17 protein-coding genes are annotated in these 24,427 nt (G+C 48.2%); 14 read left to right on the plus strand and 3 right to left on the minus strand.

Annotation, left to right across the window (positions count from 1 at the left end):
• The first annotated feature begins 122 nt into the window (after window positions 1-122).
• A complete protein-coding gene (locus I2H87_RS06905; RefSeq protein WP_195609583.1) occupies window positions 123-1,829 on the plus strand; it encodes a methyl-accepting chemotaxis protein in 1,707 nt (568 codons plus the stop codon).
• A 69-nt stretch (window positions 1,830-1,898) separates the two neighbouring features.
• Here I2H87_RS06905 and I2H87_RS06910 read toward each other — a convergent pair whose 3' ends face one another.
• Window positions 1,899-2,663, minus strand: a complete 765-nt coding sequence (locus tag I2H87_RS06910; RefSeq protein ID WP_054703361.1) for an N-acetylmuramoyl-L-alanine amidase — start codon at window positions 2,661-2,663, stop codon at window positions 1,899-1,901.
• A 210-nt stretch (window positions 2,664-2,873) separates the two neighbouring features.
• Between I2H87_RS06910 and fba the strand changes: the two genes are divergently transcribed.
• Both fba and I2H87_RS06920 read left to right on the plus strand, forming a co-directional pair.
• Window positions 2,874-3,740: a class II fructose-1,6-bisphosphate aldolase gene (fba, locus tag I2H87_RS06915; protein ID WP_195609584.1), complete on the plus strand. Its 867-nt coding sequence runs from the start codon at window positions 2,874-2,876 to the stop codon at window positions 3,738-3,740.
• Between the two features lie 165 nt (window positions 3,741-3,905).
• Complete coding sequence (locus tag I2H87_RS06920) at window positions 3,906-6,020, plus strand: glutamine synthetase III family protein (RefSeq protein WP_195609585.1); 2,115 nt, start codon at window positions 3,906-3,908, stop codon at window positions 6,018-6,020.
• Window positions 6,021-6,111: 91 nt separating this feature from the next.
• Here the strand turns inward: I2H87_RS06920 and I2H87_RS06925 are convergent, their stop codons facing one another.
• On the minus strand, window positions 6,112-6,963 hold the full coding sequence (locus I2H87_RS06925) for a sugar phosphate isomerase/epimerase family protein (RefSeq protein WP_195609586.1): 852 nt from the start codon (window positions 6,961-6,963) through the stop codon (window positions 6,112-6,114).
• A 234-nt stretch (window positions 6,964-7,197) separates the two neighbouring features.
• Between I2H87_RS06925 and I2H87_RS06930 the strand changes: the two genes are divergently transcribed.
• The 8 genes from I2H87_RS06930 to I2H87_RS06965 all read left to right on the plus strand — a co-directional run bounded on the left by I2H87_RS06930 (window position 7,198) and on the right by I2H87_RS06965 (window position 20,252).
• Window positions 7,198-8,511, plus strand: coding sequence for a glycoside hydrolase family 1 protein (locus tag I2H87_RS06930; protein ID WP_195609587.1), 1,314 nt, complete (start codon window positions 7,198-7,200; stop codon window positions 8,509-8,511).
• 13 nt (window positions 8,512-8,524) lie between these two features.
• Entirely contained in the window at window positions 8,525-8,773 is a 249-nt protein-coding gene (locus tag I2H87_RS06935; RefSeq protein ID WP_009266650.1) for a hypothetical protein, read from the plus strand.
• Window positions 8,774-8,846: 73 nt separating this feature from the next.
• A complete protein-coding gene (locus I2H87_RS06940; protein WP_009266649.1) occupies window positions 8,847-10,070 on the plus strand; it encodes an AraC family transcriptional regulator in 1,224 nt (407 codons plus the stop codon).
• Window positions 10,071-10,075: 5 nt separating this feature from the next.
• Window positions 10,076-11,542, plus strand: coding sequence for an MFS transporter (locus I2H87_RS06945; RefSeq protein WP_195609588.1), 1,467 nt, complete (start codon window positions 10,076-10,078; stop codon window positions 11,540-11,542).
• A gap of 31 nt (window positions 11,543-11,573) precedes the next feature.
• Window positions 11,574-13,418 carry a family 43 glycosylhydrolase gene (locus I2H87_RS06950; RefSeq protein WP_195609589.1) on the plus strand — a complete coding sequence of 615 codons (1,845 nt, stop codon included), beginning with the start codon at window positions 11,574-11,576 and terminating at the stop codon, window positions 13,416-13,418.
• 94 nt (window positions 13,419-13,512) lie between these two features.
• Window positions 13,513-15,714 (plus strand): glycoside hydrolase family 2 protein, encoded by a 2,202-nt coding sequence (locus I2H87_RS06955; RefSeq protein WP_009266646.1) that lies wholly within the window; start codon window positions 13,513-13,515, stop codon window positions 15,712-15,714.
• 61 nt (window positions 15,715-15,775) lie between these two features.
• Window positions 15,776-18,460, plus strand: a complete 2,685-nt coding sequence (locus I2H87_RS06960) for a hypothetical protein (protein WP_195609590.1) — start codon at window positions 15,776-15,778, stop codon at window positions 18,458-18,460.
• Window positions 18,461-18,548: 88 nt separating this feature from the next.
• Window positions 18,549-20,252 (plus strand): ABC-ATPase domain-containing protein, encoded by a 1,704-nt coding sequence (locus tag I2H87_RS06965; protein WP_195609591.1) that lies wholly within the window; start codon window positions 18,549-18,551, stop codon window positions 20,250-20,252.
• 106 nt (window positions 20,253-20,358) lie between these two features.
• On the opposite strand, the gene I2H87_RS06970 is transcribed toward I2H87_RS06965, so the two are convergent.
• Complete coding sequence (locus I2H87_RS06970; RefSeq protein WP_009266643.1) at window positions 20,359-20,886, minus strand: DUF3592 domain-containing protein; 528 nt, start codon at window positions 20,884-20,886, stop codon at window positions 20,359-20,361.
• A gap of 289 nt (window positions 20,887-21,175) precedes the next feature.
• Here I2H87_RS06970 and I2H87_RS06975 point away from each other — a divergent pair, with 289 nt between their 5' ends.
• Genes I2H87_RS06975 through I2H87_RS06985 form a run of 3 tightly spaced genes read left to right on the plus strand, consistent with a single transcriptional unit; the run spans window position 21,176 to window position 24,410 of the window.
• On the plus strand, window positions 21,176-22,150 hold the full coding sequence (locus I2H87_RS06975; protein WP_195609592.1) for an ABC transporter ATP-binding protein: 975 nt from the start codon (window positions 21,176-21,178) through the stop codon (window positions 22,148-22,150).
• Entirely contained in the window at window positions 22,134-23,000 is an 867-nt protein-coding gene (locus tag I2H87_RS06980) for an ABC transporter permease (protein WP_009266641.1), read from the plus strand. The genes I2H87_RS06975 and I2H87_RS06980 overlap by 17 nt, the downstream gene beginning before the upstream one ends.
• Before the next feature lie 12 nt (window positions 23,001-23,012).
• A complete protein-coding gene (locus tag I2H87_RS06985; protein WP_117549695.1) occupies window positions 23,013-24,410 on the plus strand; it encodes a GldG family protein in 1,398 nt (465 codons plus the stop codon).
• Window positions 24,411-24,427 lie beyond the last annotated feature (17 nt).

Consider the following 24,427-nt stretch of genomic DNA (forward strand, 5'->3'; position numbering starts at 1 on the left):
AAGAAACAAAATATGTATTTTATTGACAAAATCACTTATATTTTTACAAATAAGTCCGATATTCAAAGAGTATGGCGAGATTTTTTGAGCGAACATGATTTGTTACAGGGAGGGAATTTATTATGAAAACAATTAAAAATCTTAAAATTCGTCAGAAATTGTATGTACTGATTGGTATTGCAGTGTTTGGACTGCTGTCTGTGCAAAGTATGTCGCTGTTTCAAATGAGGAATTTGAATAATGTAAACCATACAATTGTAGAAAACTGGCTTCCCAGTCTGAGTACTGCACGGAATATGAATACGACAATGTCAAATATACGATTGAATGAGACTGTCATATCAACGGCAGAGATAAATGAAGACATTTCCGCGAATATCGGGTATCTTGAAAAAGAGATGAACACGATGGAAGGATTGTTAAAATCTTATCAAAGTACATTACTTAATGAAGAGGATGAAAAATTATTAGATATTTTGAAAAGTGACTGGAATTCTTACAAAGAATTGGATCAGGAAATATTGAAGCTTGTGGAAAAGGGAAATCCGGAAGCAGCTTTGGCAAAATTGAACAGCGATGGAGTTGAATTGTATAATGCAATGAGTGATGCGCTGAATAATATGATTTCTTACAATATGGAAGGAAGTACTCTCGCCAGTGAGGAAAGCAGTCATACTTATTCGGCAGCCAATACAAGTATGATGGTTTTGCTGATCGTAATTACGGTAGCAGGCGGAATCGCATGTGTCATAGTTGTGAAGAGTATTGTAATGCCACTGAAACAGATCGAAAAGGCGATCATTGAAATTGCAGGTGGAAATTTAGATATTTCTATCTCCTATGAATCCAAAGATGAACTGGGAGTATTGTCAAATCATTTTCGGGAGTTAGTGAGAAAGCTGAAAGTGATCATTCAGGATGAAAATATCTTTTTAGGCAAAATGGCATCCGGTGATTTTACGGTAGATACAGAATGTGAGGAAGAATACATTGGCGATTTTCATCCGCTTCTTCTTTCGTTTAGAAAAATTGCAGAGCGTTTAAGTGATACAGTTCTTCAGATCAGCGAAAGTGCTGATAAGGTGGCTTCCGGAGCAGAGAATGTATCATCAGGCTCACAGGAACTTTCGCAAGGTGCATTAGAACAGACAAGTTCCATTCAGGAGCTTTCATTTGCAATAGAAGAAATTTCCGATCAGATTCGGCAAAATGCGGATACTGCAGCGAAAGCGACAGAACAAGTGGGTAAGGTTGGAAATGAAATGCATTTAAGTAATCAGAAAATGCAAAAAATGGTTGAGGCAATGGACGACATCAGTCATAGTTCCGATGAGATCGGAAAAATCATTAAGACGATTGAAGATATTGCATTTCAGACCAATATTCTTGCATTAAATGCAGCTGTGGAGGCAGCGCGCGCAGGCAGTGCGGGAAAGGGATTTGCGGTTGTTGCTGATGAAGTGCGAAATCTGGCAAGCAAAAGTGCCGAGGCATCGAAAGGCACGGCAGCGTTGATCGCAAAATCAATTCAGTCAGTGGAAAATGGAACAGCAATTGTAAATGAAACGGCAAAATCATTGGATAAAGCGGTAAATGGATCGAAAGAATTTACACAGTTGATCGATCAGATTTCAGCAGCCAGCAATCAGCAGGCTTCCTCAGTGACTCAGATCACAACCGGAATCAATCAAATTTCGGAAGTAATCCATGCGAATTCGGCGACGGCTGAAAGAAGTGCATCCGCCAGTGAAGAGTTATCTTTGCAATCGCAGAAGATGAAAGAAATGGTCAGTCATTTTCAATTAAAGACGGGAAACAAATCATATTAAATGTAACTCCCCAAAGGAATTTTTAGAAACGAATTCTTTTGGGGAGTTCCTATTTGTGAAAGTGTTGTTTCAGGAAGAGACGATCAATGTGACGTATCCGGCACGTTTTAAGCGCCGTTCCATATCGACCGCCGCATCGAGACTCGGAAAATTTCCGACGCGGACACGGAAATAGCCGTCGCCCTCCTCAATGAAAGCAGGGTAGTCCTGAGCCTGAAGTTCGTTGACTAAGCGGTTTGCATAGACCGGATTCCGGAAAGAACCGACCTGCACCCGGTAGTTGCCGGGAACGGGAGCTGGAGACTGATTGAATGTATCTAAAATCCCGGCGGCGATCGCATGGGCGATGTCGTCGAAGTTATTGTCGAACAGTTGATTGTCCGTGTCGGAATTGATGAAACCGACTTCCACAAGGACAGCGGGCATTTTTGTTCGTTTCAGGACGACGAGGTTCGGGCGAGCTTTCACGCCGAGATTGACAAAGCCGACACTTTCCAGTTGGTCGTTGATGTTCTGCGCCATTTCCAGTTTGATACCGGACAGGCTGTATACAAGAGATTCCACACCAGAAACAGCATTGTCGGTCGGAAATGAATTTCGATGAATAGACACAAAAAAATCCACGCCGGCTTCATTGGCTTCCATCGCTTTCTGATAAGGGGATTCATAGACGTCGGTCGTGCGGGTGTACTCGACATCAATATCGTTGTTCTGAAGAATTTCCCCGACGGCGAGGGTGAGGCGAAGCGTGTCGTCTTTTTCTTGCCGTCCGTTGTAGACCGCGCCTGGGTCACGTCCCCCATGACCGGCGTCGAGCATAATAGAGTAAGGCATAGTTACAGATCCTTTCTTTTTAAAATATGCGGCGCAAGAGGCATGCATCCTGCCTATGTTTTGATGAAAACAGCAGCCGCTTTCTACCAGTATATGAAAAAACTCGTAAACCGCGATTGTCTTTTTTCATTTTATAGTCTATAATAAAACAAGTGAAAACACTTCCGTGTCTAATAGGGGGCACGGCAGCATAGAATAGGAGGAAACATTATGTTAGTATCAGCAAAAGAAATGCTCCAGAAAGCAAAAGCAGGTCATTACGCAGTAGGACAGTTCAACATCAACAACCTTGAGTGGACAAAGGCAATCCTGACAGCAGCAGAAGAGTGTAAATCACCGGTTATCCTTGGAGTATCAGAGGGTGCGGGAAAGTATATGACAGGATATAAAACAGTAGTAGGTATGGTAAACGGAATGCTCGAAGAACTGAATATCACAGTTCCGGTAGCGCTTCATTTAGATCACGGCAGCTACGAAGGATGTTTGAAATGTGTGGAAGCAGGATTTTCCTCCATTATGTTTGACGGTTCCCATTATCCGATCGAAGAAAATGTGGAGAAGACAAAAGAACTTGTGAAGATCGCACATGAGAACAACATGTCCATCGAGGCAGAAGTAGGATCCATCGGCGGAGAAGAAGACGGCGTTGTAGGAAAAGGCGAATGCGCAGACCCGAACGAATGTAAGATGATCGCTGATCTTGGAATTGACTTCCTTGCAGCAGGAATCGGCAACATCCACGGAAAATATCCGGCAAACTGGGAGGGACTCAGCTTTGAGACTCTGGATGCGATCCAGCAGCTGACAGGCGATATGCCGCTCGTACTTCACGGCGGTACAGGAATTCCGGAAGAGATGATCAAAAAAGCGATCGATTTGGGTGTTGCAAAGATCAACGTGAACACAGAGTGTCAGCTTTCTTTCGCGGCAGCTACAAGAAAGTACATTGAGGCTGGAAAAGATCTGGAGGGAAAAGGATTCGATCCTAGAAAACTTCTGAAACCGGGCGCAGACGCGATCATCGCAACAGTAAAAGAGAAGATGGAACTTTTCGGATCTATCGGAAAAGCTGAATAATTATAGGTGAATTGTTAAAATTTATACTTGCGTTTTTCAAAATGTTGCGCTATACTGACAAGCGAAAAGCAGAACAAGGGTGTTCCAAGTTAAGTGGAATACCCTTTTTTCATAGAAAACAGTCTTTGATCTGCTGTGAATGCTATGAAGAAGAGAGGATGGACTATGGGTACAGAATTGATCAATGTTACGGATATTTTCGGTGAAAATGTATTCAATGACACGGTGATGCAGGAACGTCTGCCGAAAAAGATTTACAAGAATCTGAAAAAGACCATTGAAGAGGGGAAAGAGCTCGATCTCGAGACCGCTGATGTGATCGCGCATGAGATGAAAGAGTGGGCGATCGAGAAAGGGGCAACTCACTATACGCACTGGTTTCTGCCGTTGACCGGAGTGACGGCCGAGAAGCATGATTCTTTTATTTCCGCACCGCTGCCGAGCGGCAAGGTGCTGATGAGTTTCTCGGGAAAAGAACTGATCAAAGGCGAGCCGGATGCGTCTTCCTTTCCGTCGGGCGGACTGCGCGCTACATTTGAGGCGAGAGGATATACGGCATGGGATTGCACTTCTCCGGCATTTGTAAGACAGGATGCATCGGGGGCGGTACTTTGTATTCCGACTGCATTTTGTTCTTATACCGGTGAAGCGCTCGACCAGAAGACGCCGCTTCTTCGTTCCATGGAGGCGATCGATAAGGAATCCTTGCGTCTGCTCCGGTTGTTTGGGAATACAACATCCAGAAAAGTAACGCCGTCTGTCGGAGCCGAGCAGGAATATTTCCTTGTGGATGCAGAGAAATTTTTGCAGAGAAAAGACTTGATCTATGCCGGAAGAACGTTGTTCGGCGCAATGCCGCCGAAAGGACAGGAACTGGACGATCATTATTTCGGCACGATCCGCCAGCGGATCGCGGCGTTTATGCGCGACGTCAATATTGAACTCTGGAAAGTTGGTGTTTCCGCAAAGACCCAGCATAACGAGGTGGCTCCGGCACAGCATGAACTGGCGCCGATCTACACGAAAGTCAATATCGCGGTGGATCACAATCAGATCGTGATGCAGACATTGAAGCGGGTGGCGAGCCAGCATGGAATGAAGTGTCTGCTGCATGAGAAGCCGTTTGCCGGAGTCAATGGTTCCGGAAAGCATAACAACTGGTCGCTTGTGACGGACGACGGGATCAATATGCTGGAACCGGGCAAGACGCCGCATGAAAACACACAGTTTTTGCTTGTGCTGACCTGTATTTTGAAAGCGGTAAATCAATATGCAGATCTGCTCCGTGAGTCGGCGGCAGATCCGGGAAACGATCACAGACTCGGAGCCAACGAAGCGCCTCCGGCGATCATTTCGGTATTCTTAGGCGAGCAGCTGGAAGATGTTCTGGAACAGCTGATCAGTACCGGAGAAGCAACCCACAGTCTGAAAGGAGGCACTTTGCAGACCGGAGTTACAACACTACCGGATCTGTACAAAGACGCAACGGACAGAAACAGAACGTCGCCGTTCGCATTTACGGGAAATAAATTTGAATTCCGCATGGTTGGATCGAGAGATTCCATTGCAAACCCGAATATCGTGCTGAATACGATCGTTGCGGAAGCATTTGCGGAAGCCTGCGACGTATTGGAACAGGCAGATGATTTTGACAAGGCGGTACATGATCTGATCAAGGAATACGCGACAGAGAATCAGGCGATCGTCTTCAATGGAAACGGTTATTCCGAAGAATGGGTAAAAGAGGCTGAACGCCGCGGTCTTCCGAACATCAAGTCCATGGTGGAAGCGATCCCGGCGATCACGACAGAGAAAGCCGTGCAATTATTTGAGCGGTTTAATGTCTTTACGAGAGCGGAGCTGGAATCCCGTGCCGAGATCCAGTATGAGGCTTATGCGAAAGCGATCAATATTGAGGCGCGCACAATGATCGACATGGCGAGCAAGCAGTTTGTTCCGGCATTTATCGGTTACACGAAGACACTTGCGGATACGATCAACTCGGTGAAAGCGGCGGGCGCGGATGCAAGCGTACAGCTGGAGATCCTGAATGAAGTGTCGGCTCTGCTAAAAGAGACGAAAGAAGCGCTCCAGGTGCTCGTGAAACTGACGGAAGAGGCTGCCGGAAAAGAAGAAGGTCCGGAGCAGGCGAACTTTTACCATTCGGAAGTCGTTCCGGCGATGGAGGCTTTGAGAGCTCCGGTTGATAAGCTGGAAATGATCATCGATAAGGAAGTATGGCCGATGCCGTCTTACGGCGATCTGATCTTTGAAGTGTAGGAGAGGGCAGCGTGGAAGAGGGGGCGGATCCGTTTAAAAGGATCTGCCCCCCTTGTCAAGCAGACAATTGCCAAATATCCCCCTCCCTCTTTCAAAACGAACATCGTTTCAAATATTCCGCGCTTCGTTCCAGTGATCTCAGCGGCGATTTATCTATCCAGTTTTTATGCGTCTCAAGGATCACGGCGTCTACGCCGACTGCTTTCGCCTGTGTAAGAAGCGCGTCCAGATCCATGTTGCCGTCGCCCAGCTCCATGCTGTCGGATGTGAGGATCGGCGTCATGGACGGACCGGTAATCCTCGTTCCACGGTCATTGATGTGGAAGAGCTTCATCCGTGTGCCGAGGCGTTTCATGACGTCCGGAGCAGATACGCCGGCTTCGGTCGGCCAGTAGGAATCAAACTCAAATCCAACCAGATCCGGATCAGTCTCCCGGATCAGAAGTTCATAAGCAGTCAGTCCGGGTTCAACTTTCCGAAATTCACAATTGTGATTGTGGTAGGAAAGCTGAATGCCGGATTTTTTTAATTCTGTCGCGGCATGGTTGAGATCGGAAGCCAGTTTGCAGACAGCCGCTTTATCGGAATAATCAAAGCGATACATTCCTGTGATGACAATATGTTTCGTTTGAAATTCATTTGCTTCCCGGATGACGGCGTCCGGATCTTTCCGGACCGAGCCAAGATCTTCGTGGAGAGAGACTGCGTGCAGTCCGGCTTCTTTCAGAAGTTCTTTCCAGTGATAATTGCCGCCTTTTCCGACCGGCATTCCGGCAAATTTGGTCAGCATCCGCACGATAAACGGTGTAGGGCGTATCATAAATCCGTTCAGTTCGATGCCGTCGTATCCTGCCTGTTTGATACATCTTAAAGTTTCTTTTGTCTGTGCTTCTGTTTTACAGACTGTCCCGAGCATGATTTGCTGTACTGCTTTTTCTATCATAAAATACCCTGCTTTCTTTTCCATTTTTTGTGAACAAACCGGAAGTATTCCGTACTTGTCTATTGTACAGGAATTTGTTTCAAAAAGAGGTTCTTTTATTCGTGAAAATGTTCTATTATTAATTCAAAAATGAAACATAGCGAATACAGAAACACAAAGACGAAAAAATGAACGCATAAAATTTTCATTTCTTGTATGATACAGACAGAAAAGATGGAGACGAGGAGGTCTGTTATGAAAAAATTTGAAAGAGGTTTTCTTTTGGGAGCGGCAACGGCGGCGCATCAGGTAGAGGGAAACAACACAAACAGTGACTGCTGGGCAATGGAACAGATGGAGCATACGGCATATGTGGAACCGTCGCTGGATGCGGTCGATCATTACAATCGGTATGAAGAAGATATCCGGCTGATGGCGCAAGCCGGACTGAACGCATATCGTTTTTCGGTTGAGTGGGCGCGGATCGAGCCGGAAGAGGGAAAGTTTGACGAGGAGCAGATCGAACATTACCGCAAAGTGATCCGGTGCTGCAAGGAAAACGGGATCGAACCGATCGTGACGCTTCATCATTTTTCCAGTCCGGTGTGGGTGATCTCAAAAGGAGGCTGGGAAGCCGAAAGCATTGTGGGAGATTTTGAAAAATATACCCGCTATGTGGTCGAAAAACTGGGAGATGAACTGCATTATATCTGTACGATCAACGAAGCGAATATGGGGCTGCAGGTTGCTGCGATCGCGGAACGTTACAAAAAAATGATGATGGCGCAGATGCAGAAAGCCGGTTTGGAAAAAAGCGGAAGCAAAACAGATGGGAACAACGGCAGTGTCCAGATGGGAATGAATCTTCAAAAGATGATGGAAAATCAGAAAGCGCAGGCGGAAGAGAACCGGAAAGTATTCGGTGTGGAGAAAGTGGAGAACTTCACATCCATGCGCACAAAAGAAGGAGATCTTCTTGTCATGAAAGCACATCAGGCGGCAAAACGTGCGATCAAGGAACTGCATCCGGAAATCCAGGTTGGTCTGACTTTGTCGCTTCACGATATTCAGGTGGCACAAGAGGGCGGAGAGACGTTTGCGGAAAAAGAATGGGACGATGAATTCCTGCATTATCTCCCATATATAGAGGGTGATGATTTCCTCGGGGTACAGAATTACAGCCGTTCGCGTTTCGGAAAAGACGGGCGGATGGGAAATCCGGACGGAGCGGAACTGACCCAGATGGACTATGAATACTATCCGGAAGCGCTGGAACATGTGATCCGGAAAGCTGCGGAAAAGTTTAAAGGAGATCTGATCGTCACGGAAAATGGAATCGCGACTGCAGACGATATGAGAAGAACTGCATTTATCGAGAAAGCGCTCCAAGGTGTACAGAGCTGCATCGAAGACGGGATTCCGGTAAAAGGCTATTGCTATTGGAGCCTGCTGGATAACTTTGAATGGCAGAAAGGTTATTCGATGACATTCGGACTGATCGCGGTAGATCGAAGTAGCCAGACACGGAAGCCGAAAGAAAGTCTGTCGTATCTTGGAAGCTGGCGGTAAAGGATGTGAGGTAATGAATGCATTTGAATTTACCTATTCGGGCAACACGGATCTGAAGCAGTTTTTGGAGGATGTGCAGAACTGTGAAAATGAGGTGTGGTTTGAGACGGCACAGGGTGACCAGCTGTCGTTGAAATCTACATTGTGTCAGTTCATCCTGATGTCGCTATCCGAACATCCGGAAAGTCTGTCGGGGGCGAAAGTGAAAGGCGTGGGAGCGCACGACAGGGAAATTCTTTCTCAATATGAGAAGACGATCTGAGAAGATTAATATGAGAAGAGCTTGTGAAAGAACAGTATGAGACACAAGATGTGCAAAAGAGAGGTGAGAAAACGTGGAGAGTCAGGAGAAGATCCGGTTCTTTTTGGAATTGCTCAACTGCAATTATCAATTACATTTCTGGCAGTATGACGGCGAATACCGGTTGATCGAGACAAACTGGAACAATGAATTATTTTCCGGGGAGTTCTTCTCCTTTATCGGAATGGAAAAACTGCTGAAAGAGCGGCAGCAGGAGGGGAAAATGGATCCGGTGATCCTGGAAGCCGGAAACAATCTGTTGTGGATCGCCGGATTTGAGCATCGGGAGAATACGGTGCGGCATGTTTTTTATATCGGACCGATCTTCAGCGGAAAAGACAGTCTTTTGATCCTGCGGAAAAAACTGGATACGTACAACCTCTCTGTATCGCTCCGTACCCGGATGTTCCGCACATTTGAGGAGATTCCAGTCGTACCGTTCCATATTCTGCGGCAATATGCGGTGATGCTGGAATATACGCTGAACAGCCGGAAGATCGATATCAGTGACATCGAAGTAGTCAATATCATTTCCGGAGAAGAAAAGGATATACAGTTTGGTACGTCCGAACGGCATTTCGGCATCTGGGAAGCGGAGCAGAATTTGTGTCGGATGATCGAGGAGGGAAGTCCGCGTTACAAAGAAATGCTGAAAGCCTCTTCGCTGATGAGTTCCGGGATGAAAGTGGATTATGGAGATACGTTGCGCTCTCATAAAAATAATATTCTGGTGCTTTTGATCCTCTGCTCCAGAGCAAGCATGCGGGGCGGACTTTCGCCGGAGATCGCCTACAATTTGAATGATTATTATGCGCAGAAGATCGAACAATGTCAGTCGATGGCGGATACGACCAAATTAGGCGCGCAGATATTGGAAGATTATGTCGCACGGGTTCGGGAAAGCCGCGAAAATCCGGATGTTTCGGACAGCATCCGGAACAGTTGTGAATACATTAAGGCACATTTGACGGAACCGATCCAAGTGAAAAAACTGGCCCAACAATCGGGCTATGCGGAATATTATTTTTCACATAAGTTTAAAAAAGAGATGGGCGTCAGTGTAAAAGAATATATTTTACATGAAAAAATCAATCAGGCAAAGGTGATGCTCACAAGCAGTGACGAGAGCATACAGAAGATCGGGGACAGTCTCGCATTTGGAAGCCGGAGTTATTTTTATACCTGTTTTCAGAAAGCAGAGGGCATGTCGCCGAGTGAATATCGTAATACAAAAGGGAAGAAACAAAAAGGAGAATAAAAATCATGGGCAAAAAATTAAGTGCGAGTGAAATCGACGGCGTACAGTACTGCCGGGCAAAATTGTGGCAGATTATTTTATGCGCGTGCAATGCACTGGTAGGAATGTCGGTGTATTCGCTGATCGGAATGGCGAGTTATACTGCAAGTATCGGATTCGGGATCGGAACGGCCGTGATCGGTGTGATCCTGACGGGAACCCGTATCTTAGACGGCGTGACAGATCCGATGCTGGCATTTCTGTATGACAAGGTCAACACGAAGTTCGGAAAGATCAGGATTTTGCTGATTGTCGGTTTTGTGATCGAGGCGGTCGCGCTGTCGTGCATGTATGACTGGGCAGCAGGCAAAGGTCTCGGAATGGTCGGCTTTATTCTGCTGTATGTTATTTATGTGATCGGATATACGATCAACAATATGACTGCGCAGACGATCCCGCCGCTTTTGTCGAATGATCCGAGACAGCGTCCGACGATCAGCGTGTGGAGCACCGGGCTCAATTACATGGTTCCGATGGCGCTGACAATGCTGCTGAATGTTGTACTGCTTCCGAAATTCGGCGGTACATACAGTCAGGAATTTTTGGCAGCGGCTTGTAAAGTATGTCTGCTTGTCGCGGCAGTCGGAGTTGTTCTTGTGTGCATCGGTGTCAGCGCATACGATAAACCGGAGAATTTCCGTGGACTTACAAAAGAACAGGAACCATTGAAAGTAAAAGATATGATCGAAGTACTCAAAGGAAACCGTCCGTTGCAGTGCTATATCATTTCTGCTACATCGGATAAGATCGCGCAGGTGACGGCGTCTCAGGCTGTGATCGGAACGATGCTCAGCGGAATCATTATCGGGAATATGGGAATCGCTACAATCCTGACCGTGATCGGTATGCTTCCGTCGATTTTATTTGCGATCGTCGGCGCAAAATATGCCGGAAAGCACGGAAACAAGGAAACGATCGTGACCTGGACGAAAATCTGTATCGGGATCTCGGCAGTGATGTGGATTTTCTTTATTGTGATAGATCCGAAAGACATCGCCAAGATGGGCGTGATCACCGCGATTTATGTTGTGCTGACTCTCTGTAGAAACGGGGCGAATATGTGTGTTACAACCGGAAACAGTGCGTTTATGGCGGATCTGATCGATTATGAATTAGACCGTGGCGGAAGATATGTGCCGGCAATCGTGACCGGAACCGCAAGCTTGATCGATAAAATCGTTTCATCCTGCGGAACTGCGATCGCAGCCGGAGCCGTTGCTCTTGTCGGTTATACGACGACCGTTCCGCAGCCGGGAGATGCATGTACACCGGCGATTTTCTGGCTGACGATGTTTTTGACTTTCGGTCTTCCGATCCTCGGATGGATCTGTACGCTTGTGGCAATGAAATTCTGTAAGCTCGACAAAGCGGAAATGGTGGAAGTCCAGAAACGGATCGCCGCGAAGAAAGAGGCTCTGAAAGCGGAAGAGTAAAGAGAAAAAGGACAGCAGGAGGATTTTGAAAATGAAATCATATTATTGTAATCCGATCAACGTTCCGTATCGGTATCAGTTTAACATGGATCCGAAATCGAACGGAAAACTGCAGATCGACCGGGAGGCAGCAGATCCGTCCATGATCTTATTTCAGGGAAAATACTATATGTTCGTGTCGATGAATCTTTCGGTGTGGGTATCCGAAGATCTTGTGAACTGGGAGCCGCACAGGCTCCCGGAAAATCTGCCGCTTTACGATTATGCGCCGGATGCCAGAGTGTGCGGAGATTATGTATATTTTTGTGCGTCAAAGCGTGGGGAGAACTGCAATTATTATCGGACGAAAGATATTATAAACGGTCCTTACGAGGAAATTCCGGGGACGTTTGATTTCTGGGATCCGAATCTGTTCTTTGACGAGGACGGAAGCATCTATTTCTACTGGGGATGTTCCAATGCAACGCCGGTCTGGGGCGTGGAACTGGATCCGGAGACGATGAAGCCGAAAACCGAGTGGAAAGAATTGCTGTTCGGAGACGGTTATGTGCGTGGATTTGAGCGGATGGGGGTGGATAACTGTGAATTTCCGCGAGGTGAGGCAGAAGTGGAGAAGATGTTACAGGGATTTGTTCAGCAAAGCGGCGTGCCTTTGGAGCAGATTCCGAAAGCATACCATCAGGCGATCCGTGGGATGTTTACAAGGAAACCGTTTATCGAGGGACCGTGGATGGACAAATACAACGGAAAATATTATCTGCAGTACGCATGTCCGGGTACGGAGTACAATACATATGCGGACGGCGTCTATATTGGCGATACGCCGCTCGGACCGTTTACACTTGCGAAAAACAATCCGTACTCCTATCATCCGGGCGGATTTATGCCGGGAGCCGGACATGGCTCGACGATGTGGGACAGAAATGGAAATCTCTGGCATACCGCGACGATGCGGATCAGCATGAATCATCAGTTTGAGCGGAGAGTCGGTCTTTGGAAATCCGGATTTGATGCGGACGGCGAACTGTTCTGCAATCAGAATTACGGAGACTGGCCGATCGCCGTGGAAGACCGAACAACCGATCCGTGGAGCGAGCCGGAGTGGGTTCTTCTGAATTACGGAAAACCTGCCGGGGCATCTTCATTTGCAGACGGAAAAGAACCGGAAAAGGCGTTCGACGAGGATGCGCAGACCTGGTGGAGAGCGACGGGAAAACAGGGCGAATGGCTGGAGAGTGATCTGGAACAGGAGATGGACGTGCGCGCGGTGCAGATCAATTTTGCGGACGACGCGCTCCCGATCGAGTCACCAGGGGATATTCAGGGGTCGCAGACACAGCCGCGTTATATTGAGGAACAAAAGCATGTGACAAGATGGAAACTGGAGGGCTCTCTGGATGGAAATACATATTTTATGATCGAAGATAAATCCGAAGCGGAGACCGACCTGCCTCATGATCTTGTCGTGCGGGAACAGGGAATCCGCGTCCGGTATCTGCGCCTCACGATCGTGGAAATTCCGTATGGGGTTGAACCGTGTATCTCCGGACTTCGTGTATTCGGGATCGGAGACGGAAAGAAGCCGGAGCCTGTCGAGTATCAGGCAAAGAAGAGCGCGGATGGTCTGGATCTGCTCGTGTCCATCGAGGAGACGACAGATGCAGTCGGCTATAATATTTTGTGGGGACATGAAGAAGAAAAACTGTATCACAGCTATCAGATTTACCGGGATGTGGAAAATCTGCGAAATGGCAAGACGGGAACGATCAAGAAACGGATCGGGGCGCTTGTCAAAGGGCAGGAGTATTTTGTGCGCGTAGATTCGTACAATGAAAATGGAATCACGCATGGAACCATGACTCGTTGTTCCGAATAAAGAAATGGTCCGTGTACAAAATGCAGCTGCTTTTGTGCACGGATCATATGCTGTTGGGCGGCGGTATGAGGTAGCAGAAAAGAGAGGATAAACGATGAGACAGACGATGAATGAAAACTGGAAATTTGTAAAATATGCGGAGAATATGTCCGAGGCAGTCGGGGCGGCAGGCGAGCATGTGGATTTGCCGCACACATGGAACGCGGCGGACGGTCAGGACGGCGGCAACGATTATTACCGCGGCATCTGTTGGTATGTGAAAGAGCTGGGAAATATAGTAAAATCCGGGGATGAAGAAATTTATCTGGAGATCCCGGGCGCGGCGATGATCGGCGAAGTATATTTGAACGGTGAGAAGTTATACCGTCATGAGGGTGGTTACTCGCTGTTCCGAGTCAATCTGACCGAAAAACTGCAGGAAAAAAATGTAATCGCGGTTTCGGTGGACAACAGAGACAATACGGTGTGCTATCCGCAGAAAGCAGATTTTACATTTTACGGCGGACTTTACCGGGGCGTAAATCTGCTGAGAGTACCGCGGGAGCATTTTGCGCTGGACTACTGCGGAACATCGGGAATCAAGGTGACAGCGGAAACGGATCCGGAGACAAAGACGGCGAGGACGGTGGTGGAAGTATGGACGGCGGGAGATCCAAAAACCGTAACGATTTCCGTGACCGGACAGGCGGACAAAGTGGTGGCGGTTACAGAGAATTATGCAAAAGCCATCTTTGAAATGGAGGACATCCGTCTTTGGGACGGATTGAATGATCCGTATCTGTATGAGGCGAAAGCAGTTCTGGAAAATGGGGAGACGATACAGGCAAGATTTGGCTGTCGTAAATTTGAGATCGATCCGCAGAAAGGCTTTTTGCTGAACGGTCGGAGTTATCCTCTGCGTGGTGTGAGCCGTCATCAGGACATGGCGGGAGTGGGAAATGCATTGACGATCGAAGACCACAGAAGAGATATGGAGATCATCCGGGAGATCGGAGCAAATACGCTTCGTCTGGCGCATTATCAGCATGCGCAGGAATTTTACGATCTGTGCGACGAGAACGGACTGGTCGTGTGGGCGGAGATCCCGTATATCACGATGCACATGAAAGACGGACGCGCCAATACGCTGTCCCAGATGGAAGAACTGGTTGTGCAGAATTACAATCATCCGTGTATCTGCTGTTGGGGATTGTCCAATGAGATCACGGCGGCGAGCGCAGTCAACGAAGATCTGCTGGAAAATCATCGTCAGCTGAACGAACTCTGCCACCGTCTGGATCCGACGCGTCCGACAACAATGGCAAACGTATTTATGTTGGAGATTGACAGTCCGATCTTGGAAATACCGGATGTGAACAGTTATAATCTGTATTTTGGATGGTATCTCGGAGATCTGGAGCAGAACGAGGAATTTTTCGACGAGTATCACGAGAAATATCCAAATCGTGCGATCGGATTTTCCGAGTACGGTGCAGACGCCAATCCGCAGTACCAATCCGCATCACCGGAAAAGGGAGACTACACGGAAAGTTATCAGGCAGTCTACCATGAACATATGCTGAATATGATTGAAGAGCGTCCGTGGCTGTGGGCGACCCACGTGTGGAATATGTTTGATTTTGCGGCGGACGGAAGAGATGAGGGAGGAAAGCACGGCGAGAACCAGAAAGGTCTTGTGACGATGGACCGGAAGCTGAAAAAAGACGCGTTTTATCTGTACAAAGCAGCTTGGAATCGGGAAGACGCATTTGTACATCTGTGCGGAAAACGTTATGCGGATCGGACGGAAAACGTCACCGAGATCAAAGTGTATTCCAATCAGCCGGAGGTGACTCTTTTTGTAGACGGAAGAAAATATGAGACAAAGACGGGCAGGACGGTGTTTGCGTTCCATCTGCCGATCAGCGGCGAACATCAGATCGAGGCGAGATACGGCGAAGTTTCCGATGTGATGGAGATCCGGAAAGTTGAGGAAGAGAATCCGGCATACCGGATGAAAAAAGAGAAGCCGGTATCCAACTGGTTTGACGCGGATTCTTATGATGAGAGCTGTTATTCGGTATTCGATAAGTTCAGCGAGCTTCAGAAAAATCCGGAAGCGGCGGCAGTGATGATGCGGCTGATGGAACAGGGCGCAAAGAGCCGCGGTGATGTTGCCGAAGCCGTTACGGGCAATCCGGCGCTGATCCGTATGATGGGAAGAATGACCGTGGAAAGTCTTTTAAACCAGGCAGGTGCCGATGAGGAGAACATCAAGCAGGTGAACCGCATTTTGCAGGGTATCAAGAAAGCGTGAAAATGCGACCCCAAAATGCAGAAAGTATGATGCGGGAAATTTAGCGGAAAGGAAAATCAAGATGAGTGAGAAAGTAAAAGCATTATTGAGTGGAAAGGGCGGAAATTATATTTTTCCGTTTTTCTGGCAGCACGGCGAGACGGAAGAAGTGTTGCGGACTTATATGCGGGTGATCCACGAAGCAAATATCGGGGCGGTCTGCGTGGAGAGCAGACCCCATCCGGATTTTTGCGGCGAGCAGTGGTGGCATGATATGGACATCATTTTGGAAGAGGCGAAGAAATATGGGATGAAAGTGTGGATCCTGGATGACAGCCATTTTCCGACCGGATATGCCAACGGAGCGATGAAAGATCAGCCGCTCGAGTTATATCGTCAGAGTATCACATGCAGACAATATAAGGGAATATGCGGAGAAACGATCACGATCCCGAAAGCGGATCTGGAGACAGCGGAGCCGTTTGAGCCGAATATGATGGAGAAAATGATGACGCATAATTCGGCAGACGGCGCGACAAAACAGTTTGCAGATGACCGGATGCTCGGTGTGTATGCAATTCGTCAGGACGGCGCGGACGGATTTACGAACAAAGAAAACCGGATCGATCTTTCGGGAATGGTCACGGAGGAGGGCGTAACGTTTCAGGTTCCCGAGGGAAACTGGAAGATTTATGTGACGCAGCTGACGCGCAACAGAGGACCTCACCGGGATTACATTAATATGATGGACAAAGCATCCTGTCAGGTACAGATCGAGGCTGTGTATGAACCGCATTGGGCGCACTACAAAGAGGAATTCGGAAAGACGATCGCGGGATTTTTCTCGGATGAGCCGGAGCTCGGAAACGGACATCTTTACGATCACGACAACGGACTGGGATGTTCTCCGACCATGGACTATCCGTGGAGCCGGGAACTGGAAGTACGTCTGAAAGAAGAACTGGGAGAGGATTTTGCGGGACAGCTTGCCTTGCTGTGGGAGCAGGATGCCGATGCAGAAAAGACGGCAAGTGTCCGTTATGCATATATGGATCAGGTGTCCCGGCTTGTGGAAGAAGATTTTTCCCGACCGATCGGAGAATGGTGCCGGGCGCACGGCGTTCGGTATATCGGACATTTGATCGAGGACAATAACCATGCGTCGAAAACCGGATCGTCGCTGGGACATTTCTTCCGGGGACTTGCCGGACAGGATATGGCGGGAATCGATGACATCGGAGGTCAGGTCATGCCGGGACAGGAGGACGTGGACTTAAATATGCCGCCGTTTCGGAGCAGGAACGGATCGTTCTATCATTACGGACTCGGAAAACTGGGAAGTTCCGCGGCGGCGATCGAACCGTTGAAAAACGGCGATTCCATGTGTGAGATTTTCGGCGCGTATGGATGGGCAGAGGGCGTGCGTCTGGAAAAATATCTGCTGGATCATTTTATGGTGCGCGGCATCAACCATTTTGTGCCTCATGCATTTTCCGGAAAAGATTATCCGGATCCGGACTGCCCGCCGCATTTTTATGCGCACGGAAACAATCCGCAGTACCGGCATTTCGGCGCGCTGATGGCATATGGAAACCGGGTGCTGGAACTGATCAACGGCGGACGGCATATTGCGCCGGCTGCGATCCTTTACCACGGGGAAAGCGACTGGATGGGGGAGACGATGGCATCCGATATTGTCGGACATCAGTTTTATGATGATCAGATTGATTACGATTACATTCCGCAGGATGTGTTCCTGGAAGAAAATGCGTATGATATGGAAATATCCGAGGGGGCGTTCCGGGTGAACACGCAGGAGTATCAAGCGCTGATCGTTCCGAAGCTGCAGTTTGTGACGTCGCATATGAAAGAGGCGGTAAAAAAACTGCAGGAGTCACATTTCCCGGTATATTTTATCGACGGACTGCCGGACGGCGTAGACGGCGAAGTCGTACCGCTTACGGAGATTGCGTCACGGCTCCGTGGTCAGAGGGCGGCAGAGCTTTCGATCGCGCCGGAAAACAACCGGGTACGTTATTATCATTATGAACATCGGGACGGAAGCGCGGTGTATCTGTTCGTCAATGAGGGGGACAAGGTCTATGAGGGCAGCGCTGCGATCCCGGACAAACGGGCATGCTGCGGATATGATGCGTGGGAGAATACTGTATACAAAGCAGATGCGGTATGGAATGCCGATGCGGAGCAGACAGAAGTGGGGCTTGTACTGGAGCCTTTGAAAAGCCGGATTTTCATTTTCGATGAAAAAGAACATGTGGAGGAACTTTTGAAACAGGAGAAGCGTCCGGTGATTGCTTCCGGAGAACCGATCAAACTAACTGAGACATGGAAACGGAGTATTTGCAGAAGTATCGAGTATCCGAACTTCGGGGAGAAAAAAGAAATCACACTGCCGGATCTTTTGCACGAGGAAGAACCGTATTTCTCAGGTTTCGTACGCTATGAGAATCGTTTTGAAGCGAAAGCGGGCGGACAGTATGTGCTGGAGATCAGTGACGCGCATGAGGGCGTGGAAGTGTTCGTGAACGGAACAAGCCTCGGAATCCAGATTGTTCCGACATATCGTTATGATCTGAGTTCTGCCGTGAGAGACGGTGAAAATGAGCTCGCGATCGAAGTGGCGACGACATTGGAGCGTGAGACGGCAAAATTCCCGAATCCGTATGCGAAATATATCGGTCAGGATGTAACGCCGACCTGTAAATCCGGAATCAGCGGATCGGTGAAAATTTATGCGGCAGACTGAGAAGCCGGATTTTGACGTTGAGGCGGAAATGTGATAAGTTTATATGCATGAGTAGTTCAGAAAACATTTGAAAATGCAGGAGGCTGACATGCAGACATCAACAGATTTAAAAAATTTATTGAAACGGATCGATCACAGAGGTTATCCGGCGTATAAGGACACAAAAGGAATGTACCGGTTTCCGGGGTATGTGCTTTCCATCGACCATGTGCAGGGAGATCCGTTTGCTTCTCCGTCGAAAGTGAGCGTACATGTGAAAGGCGCGACCGCCGGATTTCCGAAAGAGTTGTATTGCGGAGACTGCCAGCGTATCGCTTTGCAGGACGATCTGACAAGACGGTTTGGGATGCTTGCCGGAAAGCATGCGTTTCAGGCGAAAGGTTCCGGGAAGAGCGGGCTGATCTCCGTGAGCGGCTGCGGGCAGGAAGTGTTGGAGAGGACTGCCTGCCGGATCGACGAAAAAAGCGGGGATGTGGTACTGCGCATGGAGATTGGTTTTCCGGCAAATGGTCGGACGATCAATGCCCGGGAACTGGAAAAGATCTTATTTGACTACGTGCCGGAATGCGTGGAGAACGCCCTGTTTTATAAGAAACGGGATGCGAAAAAGCTGCGTCAGGTGATCGATCTGGCGGAGGATCAGGCTTATATCCGGGAACAGTTGAAAGAACGGGGACTCGTCGCATTTGTGGCAAATGGTTCGATCCTCCCGAGAGAATCCGGTGTGTCGGCAAAACCGATGCGCGGCGCGGTCGCGTTTGTTTCTCCGAAAGAGATGGAAGTGACGTTGGATCTGCCTCATAAAGGAACGCTTTCAGGGATGGGGATCCGGAAAGGGATCACGCTGATCGTCGGCGGAGGGTACCATGGAAAATCTACGCTTCTAAAGGCACTGGAACTGGGCGTATATGATCATATTGCCGGAGACGGAAGAGAATATGTGATCACCGATGCGACGGCGGTAAAACTGCGCGCCGAAGACGGAAGAAGCATCAAACAGGCGGATATTTCGATGTTCATCAATGATCTGCCGAACGGAAAAGACACCCGGACATTCTGCACGGAGGATGCCAGCGGAAGCACTTCTCAGGCGGCGAATGTGATCGAGAGTATGGAAGCCGGGGCGAAAGCGCTTCTGATCGACGAAGATACAAGCGCAACGAATTTTATGATCCGCGACGAGTTGATGCAGCGTGTGATCCACCGGGAAATGGAACCGATCACGCCGTTTATCGAACGGATCCGGGAACTGTATGAGCAGTACGATATTTCAACGGTGATCGTTGCCGGAAGTTCGGGGGCATATTTCCATATTGCGGACACGATTGTTCAGATGGACAAATATGTGCCAAAAGAGATCACAGATCCGGCAAAGCGGGAGGCGGAGAATTTTCCGGCGCTGAGCGGTCCGGAAGAACCGGCGGGACATCCGCGTTTTGAACGGCGTCCGCGGCAGAGCCGGGGATTCGGAAGTCAGGATCGGATCAAGATGAAGACGATGGGGCAGGAAGCCGTGCAGATCAATCGGGAGACCGTAGATCTTCGCTATGTGGAGCAGATTGTGGACAGCGAACAGGTAACGGCGCTTGGATATTGTCTGAAATACGCTCAGCAGCATGTGTTTAACGGCAAGCTGACGATGCAGGAAGCGGTCGACAGGCTGGAAGAGAAGATAGAAAAAGAGGGACTTGCCGGTCTGTGTGAGAGCCGGAGCAGCGTAGCGGCGATGGCAGCGCCGAGACGGCAGGAGATCTTTGCATGCCTGAACCGGTATCGTGGGCTGATGGTGTAGGAAAGAGGGGAGACGATTGAATGTGCCGACAGGCGTGCTTCATAAGATGATAAGCGGTGGATCATTTATGAAATATCGCCTGTTTTATAGGTTCATTTATTATTACTTATAACTGTATCAAAAAGAAGACCAGCACGCTCAAAGAGATCGTTACCAGTCCCATTACAATGAACATCGTGGAAGTAAAACCTCCTGAAAACGGTCGTTCCACATAACACTTTTCCGGATTGTCCGGATTATAATAAACGGTCATTTTACTGCCGATCGGCCATAATTGCTCAGCGAGCTGGCGTAAATTTGCGAGTGGTCCGATTTTTATATGCAGCCAGCCTTTGTCATCTTCATAGGCTTTTGATTGTACATGGATAGGAAAGCCGGATATTCTTATTACCTTGACCCCGCGAAATTGTTTCTTAGTCTGATAATTGTTTCCATCCACTATGTATTCGATGATCGGATACATTTTTCCCTGACCGGGAAATCGGTGTCCTGTAACAACGCCGTTGGTCTGACGTGTACATAATTTATTCTTGCGACTGATGACAACAACCATTATAATACCGACGAAAACGAAGATTGCCCCAAGTCCGCCAACGATTCCTAATTCTAACCATGCGATTTGTAATTCAGACATAGCGGTCTCCTTTGTAAAAATCAAATTATTTTGGGTATATTATAGCACGTCATTTTCCGTTCCGTCATTTCTTTTCTGTCTAAAATAAATCACCCGAAATAAATTGTCGAAAATGAACCGCTGTTTTCTCGTCAGAAAATCCTCACATTTCCAACACAGAAACTTCACAGTCAACTGGTATTTTTTTCTTGTGCTGTCCGGGGGAGTCTGCCGGGATGAATTTTATGCATTCGGCGGATCGGACTTGCATAGCATGCAAACAGGAACAATTTGACAGGGAGGTATGGACTTGATCGAAGTAAAGCAGTTAGTAAAGAAATATGGCGATCATCTTGCCGTAGATCACCTGGACTTTCAGATGGAAGCGGGAAAGATCTACGGTTTTTTGGGACCAAACGGCGCGGGAAAATCGACGACAATGAATATCATGACCGGATATCTCGGCGCGACGTCGGGGGAAGTGATCGTCGATGGACATGATATTTTAAAGGAGCCGGAGGAGGCGAAGAAGCATATCGGATATCTTCCGGAGATCCCGCCTCTGTATACCGATATGACGGTGATGGAATATTTGAAATTTGCGGCAGAATTAAAAGGAATCCCAAAAGAACAGCGGGAAGATGCATTGGAGGAGGCGATGCAGCTCACAAAACTTTCGGAAGTGGGACATCGTCTGATCAAGAACTTGTCGAAAGGTTATCGGCAGAGAGTCGGATTTGCGCAGGCGATCCTCGGATTTCCGGATATCATCATTCTGGACGAACCGACGGTCGGACTGGATCCGAAACAGATCATTGAGATCCGCGAGCTGATCCGTGGGCTGGCAAAAAAGCATACGGTCATTTTAAGCACGCATATTCTGGCGGAGGCACGGGAAGTCTGTGACGAGATCCTCATTATCTCGAAAGGAAAACTTGTGGCAAGCGACACGCCGGAGCATCTGGAACTTTTGATGAACGGAGCGGAAATGGTGGAGATCGAGACGAAAGCACAGCCGGAAACGGTGCGGACGATCCTGTCAAATATGCATGGGATCCGGACGATCACAACAGAAACGATCGGAGAGGGAGAACCACAGGAAAAAACGACGCTGGCGAAAATGGAAGTGGAAGAGGGGCAGGATATCAGAGAAGCGGTATTTTATGCATTTGCAAAATCAGAGTATCCACTTCTGATGCTGAAAACTTCCAAGGCGAGTCTGGAAGAAATCTTTATCGAACTGACACAAGGAGAGGAGGAACACGAACATGCGGGCAATTTATAAACGGGAATTGAGATCGTATTTCCAGTCGATGACCGGATGCGTGTTTGTCGCATTTCTTGTCATCATTACCGGAATCTATTTTACGGCGTACAACTTAAACATGGGATATCCGTATTTTTCTTATACGCTGTCGGGATCTTTGATCGTGTTCCTTGTCGGGATTCCGCTGATCACGATGAAAAGTTTCTCGGAAGAGCGGAAAAATAAGACGGATCAGCTTCTTTTGACTGCGCCGGTCAGTCTGACGAAGATCGTACTCGGAAAATATTTTGCGATGGTGACCGTCGTGGCGATTCCGAACCTGATTTTCTGTCTGTTTCCGGTGATCATTCAAATGAGCGGAGTCGCTTATTTGAAATCAGATTATATTTCCATTCTGGTCTTTTTCCTGCTAGGATGCGTGTATCTTGCGATCGGGATGTTTTTGTCCGCGCTGACGGAAAGCCCGATGATCGCTTATATCAGTACGTTTGGGATCCTGCTTGTTTTATATTTGTGGGATGGAATACTGGGATTTCTGCCGTCTTCGGCGAGCGGCTGTATGGTCGGGATCATTCTCCTGCTGAGCCTGGTAGTCCTCTATATCTGGAGGATGACGTCAAACTGGTTTTTGAGCGCAGTTTTGGAAGCGATCGTAGTGATCGGAAATGTGGCGGTGTATTTTATAAAATCCAGTGTGTATGAAAATCTTCTTTCCACGATCCTCGGAAGACTTGCGCTTGACAATGTATTTACCGGCATCACGACCAACCAGATCGTTGATGTCAGCGGGATCGTACTGTATCTGTCAATTGCGGCGATGTTTGTATTTCTGACCGTGCAGGTGATTCAGAAAAGGCGTTGGAGTTAGGAGGAGCGGACTGTGGAAAAAATCAAAAATCTATTCAAAACAACGGGCACGAAACAGGGGACGTATAGTGTCGGGATCACAGCGATCGTGCTTGCGATCATTGTAGTCGCGAATCTTATCGTCGGACAGCTCCCGGAAAAATACCGGAATATCGATGTGAGCAGTACCAACATTTATGAAATCAGCGAGACGAGCAGAAAACTTTTAAAAGAACTGGATCAGGACGTCACATTGACGGTGCTGGCAGTGAAAGAAAATGCCGACGAACGGATCAAGACATTTTTAAGTAAATATGCAAGTCTATCGGATCACATATCCGTGGAGTGGATCGATCCTGTGCTGCACCCGTCGGCGCTTAGCGAGTATGAGGCTGCGGAAAATACGATCGTTGTGACCGGGGAAGAGACAGGGAAGACAACGCAGATTTCGTTTGGAGATATTATCGTGTCCGATATGTATTCTTACTATTATACGGGAACTGCATCGGAAATGGAGTTCGACGGAGAGGGACAGCTTACCAGCGCGGTCAATTATGTGACCGGCGACGTGAGCAAGAAGATTTACCGAACGGCGGGACACGGGGAGGCAACGCTTTCAGCGACGGTGAGCGATCTGATGGATAAAAATAATTATACGCTTTCAGAGCTAAATTTGCTGATGAATCCGGAAATACCGGAGGACTGTGATCTTCTTTTGATGTATGCGCCTGCCAAAGACCTGACGGAGGAAGAAAAAACGGCGGTGGAGACATATCTTTCCGGCGGAGGAAATGTGATGATCCTCCTGGGAGATACAAATGCCACAGAACTGCCGAATCTGTCCGCGCTGATGAAAACTTACGGACTGGAAGCGGCAGACGGTTATATCGCGGATCCGCAGCGCGCATATCAGGGCAACTATTACTACTTCTTCCCGATGCTTTCCGCATCCGGGGATCTGGCGAATGGTCTGACGTCCGAGATGGTGCTTCTGGCGAATGCGCATGGTCTGAATCTGACAGCGGCGGCACGGGATACGATCACGACCGAGGCGTTCATGGAGACTTCACAAAATGCGTTTGCGGTGACGGAAGAATCCCAGAGCGAGGGTTCTTATACGCTTGGCGCGACAGCTACGGAAGCATTGGATGATGAAAAAGAGAGCCGTCTGACGGTGATTTCGGCGGGAAGCTTGATCGATGCGCAGATCACGGATACATTTACGACGTTAGAAAATACAACCTTGTTTATGAATGTGGTGACGGCTAATTTTGACGATGTGGAAAATGTGTCGGTCGAGCCGAAAAGTCTGGCGGTAGAATATAATACGGTACAGTATCCGGGAATTTTAAGCCTGTTTGTGATCTTCGGTATTCCGATCATGGTACTGGCAGCCGGATTTGTCGTATGGTTCCGCAGGCGGCGCGCATAAAACAGAAAGGAAGCGGA

The sequence above is a fragment of the Mediterraneibacter glycyrrhizinilyticus genome, from assembly GCF_015560805.1.
GTDB classification, from domain to species: domain Bacteria; phylum Bacillota; class Clostridia; order Lachnospirales; family Lachnospiraceae; genus Schaedlerella; species Schaedlerella glycyrrhizinilytica_A.

Coding starts and splice junctions, on each gene's coding strand:
- I2H87_RS06905 (WP_195609583.1), top strand. CDS start 123: ATGAAAACAATTAAAAATCTTAAAATTCGTCAGAAATTGTATGTACTG.
- I2H87_RS06910 (WP_054703361.1), bottom strand. CDS start 2,663: ATGCCTTACTCTATTATGCTCGACGCCGGTCATGGGGGACGTGACCCA.
- fba (WP_195609584.1), top strand. CDS start 2,874: ATGTTAGTATCAGCAAAAGAAATGCTCCAGAAAGCAAAAGCAGGTCAT.
- I2H87_RS06920 (WP_195609585.1), top strand. CDS start 3,906: ATGGGTACAGAATTGATCAATGTTACGGATATTTTCGGTGAAAATGTA.
- I2H87_RS06925 (WP_195609586.1), bottom strand. CDS start 6,963: ATGATAGAAAAAGCAGTACAGCAAATCATGCTCGGGACAGTCTGTAAA.
- I2H87_RS06930 (WP_195609587.1), top strand. CDS start 7,198: ATGAAAAAATTTGAAAGAGGTTTTCTTTTGGGAGCGGCAACGGCGGCG.
- I2H87_RS06935 (WP_009266650.1), top strand. CDS start 8,525: ATGAATGCATTTGAATTTACCTATTCGGGCAACACGGATCTGAAGCAG.
- I2H87_RS06945 (WP_195609588.1), top strand. CDS start 10,076: ATGGGCAAAAAATTAAGTGCGAGTGAAATCGACGGCGTACAGTACTGC.
- I2H87_RS06950 (WP_195609589.1), top strand. CDS start 11,574: ATGAAATCATATTATTGTAATCCGATCAACGTTCCGTATCGGTATCAG.
- I2H87_RS06955 (WP_009266646.1), top strand. CDS start 13,513: ATGAGACAGACGATGAATGAAAACTGGAAATTTGTAAAATATGCGGAG.
- I2H87_RS06960 (WP_195609590.1), top strand. CDS start 15,776: ATGAGTGAGAAAGTAAAAGCATTATTGAGTGGAAAGGGCGGAAATTAT.
- I2H87_RS06965 (WP_195609591.1), top strand. CDS start 18,549: ATGCAGACATCAACAGATTTAAAAAATTTATTGAAACGGATCGATCAC.
- I2H87_RS06970 (WP_009266643.1), bottom strand. CDS start 20,886: ATGTCTGAATTACAAATCGCATGGTTAGAATTAGGAATCGTTGGCGGA.
- I2H87_RS06980 (WP_009266641.1), top strand. CDS start 22,134: ATGCGGGCAATTTATAAACGGGAATTGAGATCGTATTTCCAGTCGATG.